The following is a 13,417-nucleotide window of genomic DNA, read 5'->3' as shown; positions in this document are numbered from 1 at the left end:
CCGCCCGTGAGGATCAGGTTGTCCACCTTGCCGAGGAGGTTCATGATCACGTCGATCTTCGTGGAGACCTTGGAGCCACCGAGGATGGCGGTGAAGGGGTGCTTGGCGTTATTCAGGATCTCATTGACCGCATTCACCTCCTTCTGCATTAGGTAGCCAAACATCTTGTGCTCTGCGTCGAAGTACTCAGCAATCAGCGCCGTGGAGGCGTGGGCACGGTGAGCGGTACCGAAGGCGTCGTTCACGTACACCTCGGCGAGGTCTGCCAGCTCCTTGACAAATCCCTTCTGGCTCGCCTTGACAGCCTTCTTGGCAGCTGCGGTCTCCTCCTCGGAGGCATCCTTGGGAAGTCCCATCGGCTTGCCCTGCTCCTCAGCGTGGAAGCGAAGGTTCTCCAGGAGGAGCGCCTCGCCGTCCTTGAGCTCCATTGCCATCCGCTTCGTCTCCTCGCCGACGCAGTCGGGAGCGAGCTTTACGTCCACGCCGAGCAACTCAGAGACGTGGGAGAGGATGTTCTTCATCGAGAGCTTGGGGTCGGCGCCGGTCTTCGGGCGACCGAGGTGGGAGGCGATGATGAGGCGACCGCCGTCATCGATGATCTTCTTGAGGGTGGGGAGGGCGGCACGGATGCGGGTGTCGTCCGTGATCTGGAGATTATCGTCCAGAGGGACATTGAAGTCGACACGCACGAAGACGCGCTTCCCGCCGAAGTTGTAGTCTTGGATCTTTGCCATAGCTATAGGGTCTTATTAGTGTATTGATCTCTTTCTTACCCTACAAATTTAGTAATTTCTTGGGGAATAAAGGGTAGGGCTATCCGATCGTGAGGATTGTCCAAAGGTCGTGGTACATTTGTCCATGCTTCAGGAAATCATCGATAACTTCAATCATCTGGGCGCATCCGGTACGCCCTTCTACTTCCTCATTAATTATCGGGGAGATAGCTGCTACATCGATCGGATGGACCGGTCGGGCGAGACGCCTTTCTTCCTCTCCATAGAGGGTCGGGCGAATCGCCCGCTGGAGAGCCTGCCCTACGACGGCTCACCGGCTCCGCTGACGCTGATCGCTCACCCGGAGAGCTATGACCGCTATGCGGAGCGCTTTGCAGTGATCCGAGAGGGGCAGCTGCGGGGGGACTCCTTCCTCGCCAATCTGACGCAAAGGACGGCGGTAGACTTCGCCGGAGACCCGCGTGAGCTGCTGAGCCGGGTGCGGGCGAAGTACTGCGCCTGGCTGCCGGGGCACTTCCTCTGCTTCTCCCCGGAGATCTTTGTCCGGATCTCCTCCGACGGGGTGATCAGCTCGTACCCGATGAAGGGGACGATCGACGCCACGCTGCCGGATGCGGAGCAGAGGATACTCTCTGACCCTAAGGAGCAGGCTGAGTCGGCGACGATCGTCGACCTGATACGCAACGACCTCTCATCCGTAGCGGAGCATGTGCGGGTGGAGCGGTACCGCTACATCGATCGCGTGGAGACGAGGGGCGGAGCGCTGCTGCAGGTCAGCTCGGAGGTGACGGGACAGCTGCCCTCGGAATGGCAGGGAGAGCTGGGCACCATCCTGAGCAAACTCCTGCCGGCGGGGTCGATCACCGGAGCCCCTAAGGCTGCCACGCAGGCGCTGATCGCACGGGCGGAGCAGCATGAGCGGGGCTTCTATACCGGGATCTGTGGTTTCTTCGACGGAGAGAGTCTCGATACGGGCGTGATGATCCGCTTCATCGAGAGGGATGGCGAGCACTTTTACTACCATGCCGGCGGCGGCATCACGATCAATAGCGACTGCCGCAGTGAGTACGAGGAGGTGATAGAGAAGATCTACTTACCCCTATGACCTACTACATCGAGACCATAGGCGTGGAGGAGGGGGATCGGATGCCCCTGGCAGCGTATCACCTCCGCCGGGTGAGCGAGACACTGTGCGGGGTGCCGCCCTTCCTCTCGTCTGAGGAGCAGCTGAGGACGCTTCTCCGGGCAGCTCGACCGGATGGGGTAGATGCGCCGCTCAAGATGCGCATCGTCTACTCCTCGTCCGGGATCGCCGAGGTGACCGTGACCCCTTATACCTACGACATACGCAGGGTCAGGAGACTGCAGATCTACCGAGTGCCGGACGGCTATCGGTACGACCGTAAGTACCTCGACCGGACACTCCTTGACAGCATTGCCTCTTCGCTTCCCGATCACGAGACGGTGGCTCTGCTGATCCGTGGAGATCGGGTCACCGATACCACCTTTACCAATATCTGTCTCCGGAGAGCGGGGCGGTGGGAGACCCCCGACCGACCGCTCCTCGAGGGGACGCGCCGGCGCTCGCTCCTGGAGTCGGGTGAGATCACATCAGTCCCTGTAACGACAGACGATCTCCTCGGGGGACGCTGGAGCGAGATCTCGCTCATCAATGCCCTCAATCCCCTCGGTCGCCTGATCCTCCCGATCACCGCTATACGTGGTCCCATCATCGAGGGGTGGTCATAGTGTGATAAAATGTGTACCTTAGGGGGCTGATCGAGGTATAATCGACCAGCCTGCAATAATCTATCTAACGTATATTTGAGCCATGGACTTGAATCCCACAGACATGAATACCACTCCCCAGGACGAGGAGCAGAAGACCATCACCGGAGCCGCAGCAGAGCCTGCCGAAGAGACCCAGAGCGCCGAGACCGTAGAGCCTACGGAGACAGAGGAGCAAGAGGTCCCCGCAGCAGAGCCTGCCGCTGAGATGACCCCGACGGAGGAGACAACTGTCGCAGCTGCGACACCCGACGAAGAGGACGAGACCGATGAGCAGGATGAGGAGGAAGAGTCCGACAAGGATCCCGGCAAGCCCAGCACCGATCTCTCCCGGCTGAGTGGCGACGAACTCTATGAGGCGATCAATGCCATGGTCGAGGGCGGTACCGTCCCGACACAGCGCGATATGCGCCGTCTCGAGCGCCAGATGATGCCTAAGGGCGGCGTCACCCCTGCGCCTGCCGCTGTGGAGGGTGCCGAGACAGAGTCGACCCCTGAGGACGAGGCAGCGATCCGCTTCATCAACCTCAAGACCCGCGCACAGAAGCTCCGCAGCGAGCAGCGCGAGCAGGAGCGGTCGGAGCGAGAGGCTAATCTTGCCGCTAAGCGTCAGCTCGTCGAGAGACTGAGAGACCTACTGAGCCCCACCAATACGATGAATCCGATCACCCTCCGCAACGAATTCTTCAACATCCGTCACTCCTGGAGCGAGGTGGGTCGCGTCCCCGACAACGACCGCAACGCCCTCATGGACGAGTACTCTGGTCTCCTCGACCGTTTCTATGAGGAGAAGGAGATCGGCGAGGGAGAGCGGATCCAGGACTATGCCGACAACCGCGCCCAGAAGGAGGAGATCATCCGCAAGGCAAGAGCTCTCGGAGAGGAGAAGGACGCCGTCAAATCCTTCCGCAAGATGAAGGGCCTCCTCGACGACTGGAAGGAGGTGGGACCCGTGGCACCAGAGTTTAAGGACAGCCTCTGGAAGGACTTCAAAGACGCTCAGCAGGTGGTCTATAAGAAGCATGATGACCACTTCAAGGCGATCCACGAGGACGAGAAGGCTAATTATGAGAAGAAGAAGGAGCTCGTAGAGACCCTCGAGAAGATGCTCGTTACCCTGCCCGACACCCGTCAGGGCTGGCGCCACTATGAGAATGAGCTGAAGAAGATCCACGGTCAGTGGATGTCCATCGGACGCGTCCCCAAGGACCTCTTCATCGAGCTCAGGAGCCGGTACGACCTCGTGAGAGACGAGTTCTACATGCAGCGCAAGTCTTTCCTCAAGGATCTCTCCGCCGAGATCGCACCCAAGCTGGAGCGCCTCCGCGAGCTGGTCGACGAGGCCGATGCGCTCAAGGACAGTGAGGACTGGGGTCCCACAACGGAGAAGCTCAAGGCCCTGCAGAGGGAGTGGACAGAGAACTCCCGCTTCGGTACCCAGGTGGCCGAGGCGCAGCGTCTCTGGAAGCGCTTCCGTGCCTCCTGCGACACCTTCTTTGAGCGTAAGGCGCAGCTACACAAGCAGCGCAACGCCGATCGTAAGGAAAATCTTCAGGCCAAGTACGATGTGGTAGATCGCCTCGAGGCACTCCTCGATCGACGCAATGACCCCTCCATTGCGGACGAAGTGAAGGCGCTCGAGCAGGAGTGGCGCTCCATCGGACCGGTACCCAATGATGAGAAGGACGATGTGCTCAATCGCTACTTCGGCACTATGCGCATCCTCAATGGTCAGGGCGGTCGCCGCGGAGGCAACCGTCGTGACGGGGGCAATAGAGACCGCCGCACCGGCAACCGCCGCAACGACCGACAGAGGGAGCCGAAGTTTGCCAAGGTCAACCTCGACAAAGACCTCTCCAAGCTCTCCAAGGACGACCTCAAGGACGAGCAGAAGAACGTCAAGCACGGCATCTCCAAGCTCGAGGATGAGCTCCTGCAGCTGGAGACCAATTTCGGATTCTTCTCCGGCGATCCCAGTAACCCCATGGTCAAGCATGTACAGAAGAAGATCGATGAAGTAAAGGCTAAGATCTCACAGTACCAGGATCGTGTGGGGGAGATCAAGGAGGAGGTGAAGAAGCCCGAGGAGGAGACTCCTGCTGAGATTCCTGCTGAGGCTCCCGCTGAGGCTCCTGCTGAGGCTCCTGCCGAGGCTCCCGCTGAGACTCCTGCTGAGGCTCCTGCTGAGGCTCCTGCCGAGGCTCCCGCTGAGACTCCTGCTGAGACTCCCGCTGAGGCTCCTGCCGAGGCTCCCGCTGAGGAGAAGGCCGAGGAGTAATCCCTTATCATCATCCCTCAAGGGGGCTGCATCCGTCCAGGGTGCAGCCCCCTTGTCGTATCCACCCGGTAGGACGGGTCGGACTAGTCGGACAAGTCCGACTCGTCCGATAAGGTGGCGCTATAAGTCCGACTCGTCTGATAAGTCAGTGCGACAGGGCAGCGCACGTCCGATAAGACCGAGGGGGCACGGCGCATACTGCGTCGTGCCCCCTCGGGGTCGATAGATAGGGGTGTGGCTTACTTCTTTGCGGTGGGGAAGAAGATACCTGCGGGGAAGCGGGTGAGGTTCTCCCAGCGATTGAGCAGCACAGCCTTGTCACCGGTCATGTCGAAGCGATAGATGGTATTGGTCTTGTATTTAGAACTAAAGCCGAGGAGGGTATTCATATAGACGTGACCCGTAGTAGGATTGACCTGGACGGTATTGTAGGTCTGGGTATGCTCCGGATTGAGGGACTCCTTAATATCCACCATGAGCTTGGACTCTCCGGTGGAGAAGAGGTGGCGGTAGACCTTCTGACCCAGTGAGCTGTAGTATATGGTGTCGCCCTTGGCGGAGATGCCCGGCGCAGCGGCAAAGGTCATGGCGAGCAGATCGCCTCCATTCTCCTTAGTGATCTCATTCACCTTCTCGACCTCGTATGTCTTGGTATTCACCAGACGGATCTTACCGATGCCCTTCTCGAGGTTGGAGACATAGAGGTGGTCGTCGTCGGCATTGATGACGCCGGAGATGCTGCCACCATACTTCACCTCGTGGACGATGGTGTTGCTCTCCGGATCGATCACCTTGAGATAACTATTCTGCGAGAAGAAGACCTTACCATTGCTGACTGCCATGGTGTTCTTCCTGGCGCCTCTCGATCCCTCGATAAATGTCAGCTGATTGGCTGCGTACATGGTATTGAAGAACCAGATACCCTTATTGTCACGGATGTAGATCTTGTACCCGTCCACTACAGCGACGTGGGTGGGCCAGTCGAGTTCCTTCTCTTTAAAGGGATAGTTCCCGATCTTGCGCAGGGTCTTGGTGTCAAAAATGGTCAGCTGTCCATCCGTGTCGGGGTTCCTATTCTGTGAGATGACGAAGTACTTCCCGCCGCTCTCAAACATATCCTGAGAGCATGCACCGGGTGCGCGACCATTGATGCTCTCATAGACATAAGGCGTGGCACTCGTGCGCGGGGTGATATAGATGAGAGAGCTCATCTCGGAGGGAGTGCTCCAGACGCTGCCTTCGTTGAGGATAAAAGTCCCTCGCGGATCACTGTAGTCATTGAGCGTGAGGGTTACAAGGCTTCTGAAGACCTGCCCCCTCTTGTCGACTCCGGAGACCATCACCTTGGCCGGTCCGCTGGTGCAGACAACCGGTGCGATGATGGTCAGCTCGCTCTTCTCTTCGTCGTAGCCGACATTCCATGCAGAGTTGGATGTGGTGCCGACGATGTCTTTCAGCTCCTTACTCTCCACCTTCACCCGGATGGTGTCTCCCGGGAAGGCGTCCATCGTGGTCTCGCCGTTGTCGAGGGTGAGGTTGATGGAGGACTTCGTCGTCTCCTGGGTCGGCGCATCATCGTCCAGCGAACACCCGAAGAGTGCAAAGCTGAGTGATGCCAAGAGGGCAAACCTCCATGTGAGTGTCATTTTGTTCATGATTATTGGATTGAGTTATGTTGATGTTAGTTCATTTCTTATCAGGAAGGGGAGCAGGCACAAACTTATTGCCGTGAGGTCTGCCCACGTAGCTCTCCATACCATCCTGGAAGGACCAGCCGTCCCAGCAGCCGTCCACAAGGTGGCGAAGGCTGTATACCAGCTGAGAGTAAGAGAAGCTGTCGAGGCGGTTGTCCTTGACGTAGTAGACCCAGTAGCCGTTCTTATACCAGCCCTCCTTCCAGTGTCCGGACTCGTCTCCAAACTTATACTTGTCGGCATCCTTGGCGTTCTCAACGAAGGTGATGCCATTGCCGTTATTGGAGAGCTTCTGCCCGTCGAGGATTATCGGAGCGCGTGGGGTGGTGGGAGTGAACTGATACCCCATGCCGAAGATCACATCAAGTCCGCCAAAGGCCTTGCCGAGGAGCAGACTCAGACGGGGATCGGCCTCGACGACAGCCATCATCATATCGTATCCGGTCTTCTCTCCATCGAAGCGGTAGCCCCATACCATGGCATCGGGTTGCTTGTCGTCGTGCCACTCGATGACGAGGGCGGCTCTCTTCTCACCCTCTCCGACCCAAAACTCGATGTCATTCATGGTGAAGAGCGGGTCTCCTCCCTCGGAGATGTCCGCCTCCTCTATCACCGGCTCGTCGCTGATCTCCAGCGTACCATCCTCCTTCATCCCGAGGTAGGAGAGGGAGAGAGACTTGTCCAGATCCGTTGGCGTCTCGCCCTCACTGATCACCTCCTTGCCATCCTCCGTCAGGTGGGATAGTCGGTAGGTCGCCTTGGGAAGCTTCTCGGAGGGGAGCCAGACGAGGTAAGCAGCCACAAGGTCGGGGCTGAGCATCTCCTGCTTGTCGAGAGGAAGGCTCGGTGAGGAGTCTCCTCTTGTGCCCCTCATCTCTCCGGTCGCAGGGTCGTAGAAGGCATCCGTACCGAAGAGGGTGCCATCGGCTGACTTCAGGGTGAGTGTATTGAGTGCGACCGCCTCGTCCGTACCGTTGTGGAATTGTAGGAAGAGGAGTTGCCCCTTCGGCTCGAGCTTGACGGGACTGACCTTCTCCTCATCAGGAGTGATGGTGACCGGCTGGATAAAGAGCGGCTGGTGGATCTCCTTCAGGAGGTCGTAGGGAAGCAGCCCGCCAAAGCCCTTAGGCTTGATCGCCTGTCCTCCACCGACCGGGATAGTCTGCGGAGCCACCGCTCTAGTACCCTCGCTCCGCAGTACAGATCCGGTCACCGTGACCGGCTTGGATGGGTCGAAGCGGTCGTGGGGGATGGTCACGTCGAAGCGTACCTTGTCCCCCTCACCGGGGATGGCTTCCGGTCTGAGCGTCAGGGGCAGGCTTTTCTTCCCCTGCTGCGAGATGAGGAGGTGAAGGGAGAGCTCCTTATTCCAGTAGTAGGCCATTGAGCCCTTTACTCCCTCCAGGGAGAGGGGATAAGGCATAGTGACCTCAATCGAGACCTTCCGGTCCGTGGGTGTGGGCTCATCCTCACCCGTACATCCCGCCAATCCGATCAGTAGGAGTGGCAGGCAGAGGAGCAGCTTGTGTATAGACATCTTATTCATAGAAAATGGTGTTAAAATCTGACAATGAGAGAGCCGAGCACATTACGCCGTGGCATCGGGTAGTACTGCGTCGACTCGTAGTAGGTGTTGAAGAGATTGTCCACCCTCACCTGAGGAGAGAGGATCACCTTATTTCCGAGGGCGATGGTATAGCCTGCCTGGAGGTTGCAGACATTGTAGGGGTAGGTGAAGTAGGACTGATCCGTTGTGATAAAGCGGACACCGACATAGGTGGTCTGGAAGTTGAGGAACGCCTGCTTGTAGTCGAGCGAGAGACGGATGCTCCACTTCTGCTTGGGGACATAGGGGATCTGCTTGAGGAGCGAGCCGTCATCCTTGTGCTGCTTTGTCCGAGTATGAGAGTCGGTATAGGTGTAATTGAAGGTCACCGAGCTGCGCAAGTCCTTGTGCGTATAGGAGAGCCGGCTCATCAGCTCCACACCGGTAGAGAGGACGTCTCGCTTATTTTGAGGTGTCCAGAGCCACTGATTGGACGAGCTGCCTCTGCCTCGTGCGCTCTCGTCGGTCGGCAGCCAGAGGATCCAGTTGTCGATCAGCATCAGGTAAGGTGCCACCTCAGCCTTGAAGTTCCACCCCCTCCTGATGGGCAGGTCGAGCGAGAATGTGGCATCAAAGGATGTTCCCCGCTCCGGCAGGACGTCAGGATTACCGCCCGGGCGCCAGTAGAGCTCATTGAGGCTGGGGAATCGGTAGTTGTATGCCACACTGCTGCGGACGTTGAACCTATTAGGCACGATGCTTCCTATGACCCCAAGGGAGTAGGTACAGACCGGCTTCCTCCAGTCGTTTGTCTCCAGCATCAGTCGGAGGTCGGTGAGCCAGTGGTCAGCAAACTGCCACCGCACGGAGTTGTGCCAAGAGAGGATATTGCGGTACTCCTTGACCGGAGGCTCCAGATCGGGGATCTTGTACTCGATGTCATCGATGGTGTACTTACTTGGATCCAGGTCCCTGTAGCTCTCCGCCTTGGCCATGTCGTGCTGGTAGGTGAGCGTCGTATTGAGGAGGATCTCCTCGGTGAGACGGTGGGAGAAGTCGCCACTCAGGCTCCACGTATGGCTGGCGTTGGTATTCCCATAGGGGTCGAAGTGGGTCGTGGAGTACCACTTGTCGTACCGCAGCTGATAGAAGATGTAAGCCCCCTTGACGGCCAGCTGAGACTTGGAGCCAAAGTGCCTGTCCCATCCTGCATAGGCGCGGAAGTTTTGTTCCTTCTGCCGCTCGTGAGATGTCGCCTCCACACCAAGTGGCTGCGGAAGCATCCTATTGCCGTACTGATACCATACGGCTGTCGATAGGCGAGACTCGGGCGAAAACCGATAGTGGAGATCCTGCATCGCTGAGGCCATACTGTACTCGGCATCGACCCTCTGCTCGAGGAAATGCTCATTGGAGGTGACCTTATTGATGTAGGAGAAGTTGTTGTCGGAGTGCTGGAAGTAGGCCCGTGTCTTCATCGAGAGGCGATTGGTACCATAGCGCATCGCCCCCTTAACGGTATAGGTATTGTAGGAGCCGTACTCCGCGGAGAGGTCTGTCACCGTGCGACCATCCCAGACCGGGATATTGGAGACATTGACACTGCCTCCGACCGCTCCGGTGCCACTCTTCACGTCATTGCTCCCGTAGACCAGGGAAACCTTGTCAGCGAAGAAGACCGGCATCTGAGAGAAGTCAAAGATCCCTGCCATAACGGGGGTAATATTGACACCATTCCAGTTTACTCGTGTCTGTGACGGGCTTGCACCTCGGAAAGAAGCGGTCGCCAGCGCACCAAGTCCCATACTCTTGACGTTGATCGAGGTCTGCTCGATCAGCAGATCTGCGAGGCTCCTGGACTGGAAGACCTCAAGGATCGGAGCAGGGATGGTCTGTGTCTTTGCCCCTATGTTGACCTCTTTCTCCTTGGTGATATACTTTTCCGTGACGAAGAGGGTCTGCAGCGTATAGCTCCGGGCGATGCTGTCCTCCTCGTGGACGTCTTGTGCGATGGCGGAGATGGTGGGGAGGAAAAGCCCGAGTGCCACCATTGCCGATAGAGCTTGCTTATTCATCAGTCTTGAGGAAAAATGATCATTCTGGGGTATACACCCACCTTATAGCTCTTCACTTCCGGGGTCTCTCGTGAGAAGACACGCACATAGCCTCGCTGTGCCGTGTAGTCGAGGCAGTCGCAGATGCACACCTCGCCCTTAGGAGAGACACCCATGCCGTACATCATGCTGACGCCAGGGAGCTCGAGGTACTTCTCCACTTTGCCGGTCTTGGTATTGAGGGTATAGACGGTCTGCACCGGATCGGAGGCCTTTCTGTCCTTCCCATCCTTTGTGGCCACCATGAGGTTGAAGTAGATCAGCGTCTTTGTAGGATCCATATCGACACGATTGTAATTAGGCATCCCGACGATATCGCCTCTCTTGATGTCGGATAGGACATAGGGGATCTCCACTTTCTTGATCACTCGCTCCTGAGCCGGGTCAATACAATTCAGTGTCAGGCTCTTCTGATCTCGTGCCAGCCTCGGCGTGGTGACTACCCAGAGATGATTGTCGGCATCGACCTGCATCTTACAGGTCTTCGTCAGCTCACCCACGACGACATCCTCCATAAGGCGCATATTGCGGATACTGTAGTCATCGCAGTCAAAGACTGCCAGCCCGCGATTGAGATATGCCCCGAAGACCTTACCTCCGACGGAGGTGATCTTCTCGATGCTGGTAGACTTGAGTGGCAGCTTGATGTACTCCAGTTCTTTATAGGGCGGCTTGGTCCGGATGGTTACGATCTGTCCGTAGAGGTCGGAAACCATTGCCGTAGAGTCGGAGAGGGGTGCGATGAAGCGAGGAGAGCCGGACTCCTTGTACCGGATGCAACCGACGCTCTTAAAGGTCTTCTTATCCAGAACTTCGACGCGCCGGGAGTTATTGACTGCGACGAAATAGTAGCCGTTGATCTCCGTGACAGACTGTGCCACATCGCCGAGGGGTCGGTCATTAACCCACCGGAAGACATCGAAGTAAGTCTTACCGTCCTCGTAGATTACCGATAGGGCGGCGGTATTGGTGGTGAAGAGTCCCTCATTCACCACGATCATCACAGCTTTATTGCCATCCTCCCCCTCGAAGGAGGGAAGCTCCGGAACCTTGTCGCAGGCACACACTACTGAGAGCAGTGCTGCCAAGAATCCCATTGCTTGTACTCGTATCCTCATATCTCTCTACATCGGTCATAGGCTCCAGGGTAGGGGGTATGAGAAAGGCCGCAGGTTTGACTATGAATGTATCCTGATGTGGATCCGTCTGTCGCTCCTTTCCCCGGAAGCACATTACTCTATGACTGTGGCAGGTCTTCCGGCTTGCTCCCTCCTCTCACCTCCTTCCCATCGCCGGGTGGCGACAGTGGAGTGTAGGGTGTGAGGGGAGTCGCTGTGGAGCTTACGGCAGCGGGTCTGCTCAGGACTTGCACCTGATTCCCTTTTCATCCTCTCGCTCGGAGAGCCCGTGCGGGAGGACACCATAGTCTTTGTGGGTGCAATTTTAGCAAATATTATTGATATCGCCAAGTCGGATCAGCGTCCCTCAATGGCTAATTCGCATTTGAGACTCGTCCATCAGCAGCGTAACTGCATCCGCAAGGATGCCCGCTCCGTAGGCATCTGTCGAGCCACGAAGTGGCGAAGACCGATGTACGAGAGTTTATTTCGTGTCCAGACCCCTTGTGGGTCGCCGTCACATCGGAGATGAGCGACAAGAGAGACCACCCATCCGCATACCTGAGCATCAGATGGCTTACCGTATAGCTCTGATGGGGCAGCCTTGCGCCCCCCAACTAAACCCGGTATTAGTCATCACTATTACCGGGTTTAGTGATCACTAATACCGGGTTTAGAATTCACCTAACTCTATCCAGCCTGGTACGATACTCCCCGGTGCCGCAGATCCCTGCCGGGATCGGGTGGGCGAGATAAAACTCAATTGCGTCAGCTCTGTCACACAGCCGACACCGCTGAGTGATTTCCTGACACGGACACAGAGCGTCCCCGATGATCTACACGACCATCGGGGACGCTCTCTTTGTTTATATCGGGGATTACTTGCCGATCACGATGCCGTCGCCCTGCTTGTAGAGGGGCGGGAGGTCGACGGAGAGCTTGCCGGAGATGGGGCGCTCGCCTGTCAGCGCTCGGCCCATGGCGCGCATCCCCTCCGACCGAGTGTCGTAGGCAAAGCCGACGGCGGTCGCCGCCTTCATCGCCTCCATATAGTCGAGGGCGGCGTAGGGGGAGGTGTGGAAGAGGAGGACGCTCTTCGTCTCACCGAGGAGCTTCGTCAGGTCCTCACCGGGAGCGAATCCCTTCCAGGTGACAGCGACCACCACCTTGTCGTAGGAGCGGAGCTTGTCGAGAATGGCCCGACGAGCCGCTGGACCGGTAGAGCGACGGATGGTGTATCCGTCAGCCTTTGATACACGGCTAATGGTGGAGCGAAGGAGGTCGGCGGAGTCGTCCCCGTAGGTAAGGAGGGCGACCCGATCCTCCTTATGAAGCGGGAGGATGCTTTGCTCATTCTTTACCAGTGTCATTGCGCCCTCGTAGATCCGGTCGAGGAGCTCTCGAGAGGCTCTCGGGTGGAGGTCGGCGTCGAGGTGCTTCGTCTCCAGAGGCTCACGGCTGTCGGCACCGAGGAGGTGCTTCCAGAGGAGAACCTTGCGGCAGCGGCGGGTGATCTCCGCCTGGGAGAGGATCCCCTTATCGACCGCTGCGGTCACGTCGTCGAGCGCTTGGAAGGGGTCTGTCGGCGCTACGAGGATATCGGCACCGGCGAGGAGCGTGGTGACGTAGACGCCCAGCTCCCCGGCACCGTCGACGATGCCCTTCATCCCCAGACCGTCGGTAAAGATCAGTCCGCCGAAGCCCATCTCGTGCTGCAGCAGGTCAGTGACGACGGCAGGGACGGCACTGGTCGCCAGTGGACCCGTGCCGAGGGCGGGGACGCTGAGGTGCCCTACCATCATACCGCCGTAGCCCTCACGGATGTAGGCGCGGAAGGGGGCGAGCTCCACCTCCTCCAGCTGGGCGCGGGTGCGACTGATCACCGGGAGGGTCTTATGCGAGTCGGTGGAGGTGTCGCCATGACCGGGGAAGTGCTTTGCCGTGGATAGGAGGCCATTGTCCTCAAGCCCCTTAGAGTAGGCAAGTCCCATGCGGATCACGAGGTCGGGCGAGGAGCCGAGACTTCGGTTGCCGATGACAGGGTTTGCGGGGTTGCTATTGACGTCCAGGACGGGGGCAAAGTTGACGTGGATGCCGACGCGGCGCGCCTCCTCTGCCGTCGCCCGACCATACTCATAAGCCAGT

At 58.0% G+C, this 13,417-nt stretch carries 9 protein-coding genes and 1 riboswitch; of the genes, 3 read left to right on the top strand and 6 right to left on the bottom strand.

Annotated elements, in window-relative coordinates:
- Positions 1 to 734 (bottom strand): phosphoglycerate kinase (locus tag Q0F21_RS02250; RefSeq protein ID WP_297236994.1); only part of this gene is annotated, 734 nt, incomplete at its 3' end.
- A gap of 124 nt (positions 735 to 858) precedes the next feature.
- Here Q0F21_RS02250 and Q0F21_RS02245 point away from each other — a divergent pair.
- The 3 genes from Q0F21_RS02245 (at position 859) to Q0F21_RS02235 (ending at position 4,800) form a co-directional block, all read left to right on the top strand.
- Positions 859 to 1,839, top strand: a complete 981-nt coding sequence (locus Q0F21_RS02245) for an aminodeoxychorismate synthase component I (RefSeq protein ID WP_297236992.1) — start codon at positions 859 to 861, stop codon at positions 1,837 to 1,839.
- A complete protein-coding gene (locus Q0F21_RS02240) occupies positions 1,836 to 2,483 on the top strand; it encodes an aminotransferase class IV (RefSeq protein ID WP_297236990.1) in 648 nt (215 codons plus the stop codon). Before Q0F21_RS02245 ends, Q0F21_RS02240 begins: the two co-directional genes overlap by 4 nt.
- Positions 2,484 to 2,565: 82 nt before the next feature.
- Positions 2,566 to 4,800, top strand: a complete 2,235-nt coding sequence (locus tag Q0F21_RS02235; RefSeq protein ID WP_297236989.1) for a DUF349 domain-containing protein — start codon at positions 2,566 to 2,568, stop codon at positions 4,798 to 4,800.
- 239 nt (positions 4,801 to 5,039) lie between these two features.
- Here the strand turns inward: Q0F21_RS02235 and Q0F21_RS02230 are convergent, their stop codons facing one another.
- From Q0F21_RS02230 to Q0F21_RS02210, 5 genes are all read right to left on the bottom strand, one after another.
- Positions 5,040 to 6,455, bottom strand: coding sequence for a DUF5074 domain-containing protein (locus Q0F21_RS02230; RefSeq protein ID WP_297236987.1), 1,416 nt, complete (start codon positions 6,453 to 6,455; stop codon positions 5,040 to 5,042).
- Positions 6,456 to 6,486: 31 nt separating this feature from the next.
- Positions 6,487 to 8,040 (bottom strand): hypothetical protein, encoded by a 1,554-nt coding sequence (locus Q0F21_RS02225; protein WP_297236985.1) that lies wholly within the window; start codon positions 8,038 to 8,040, stop codon positions 6,487 to 6,489.
- Between the two features lie 11 nt (positions 8,041 to 8,051).
- A complete protein-coding gene (locus Q0F21_RS02220) occupies positions 8,052 to 10,115 on the bottom strand; it encodes a TonB-dependent receptor plug domain-containing protein (protein WP_297236983.1) in 2,064 nt (687 codons plus the stop codon).
- The gene (locus Q0F21_RS02215) at positions 10,115 to 11,272 is read right to left on the bottom strand and encodes a DUF5074 domain-containing protein (protein ID WP_297236981.1); all 1,158 of its coding nucleotides are present in this window, start codon (positions 11,270 to 11,272) and stop codon (positions 10,115 to 10,117) included. Before Q0F21_RS02215 ends, Q0F21_RS02220 begins: the two co-directional genes overlap by 1 nt.
- 111 nt (positions 11,273 to 11,383) lie before the next feature.
- A riboswitch (cobalamin riboswitch) is annotated at positions 11,384 to 11,594 on the bottom strand.
- Between the two features lie 556 nt (positions 11,595 to 12,150).
- A partial coding sequence (locus Q0F21_RS02210; protein WP_297236978.1) for a glycoside hydrolase family 3 N-terminal domain-containing protein occupies positions 12,151 to 13,417 on the bottom strand: 1,267 nt, incomplete at its 5' end.

It is taken from the genome of uncultured Porphyromonas sp. (genome assembly GCF_934359325.1).
Classification (GTDB): domain Bacteria; phylum Bacteroidota; class Bacteroidia; order Bacteroidales; family Porphyromonadaceae; genus Porphyromonas_A.
This window is presented reverse-complemented; position numbering and strand designations above follow the sequence as displayed.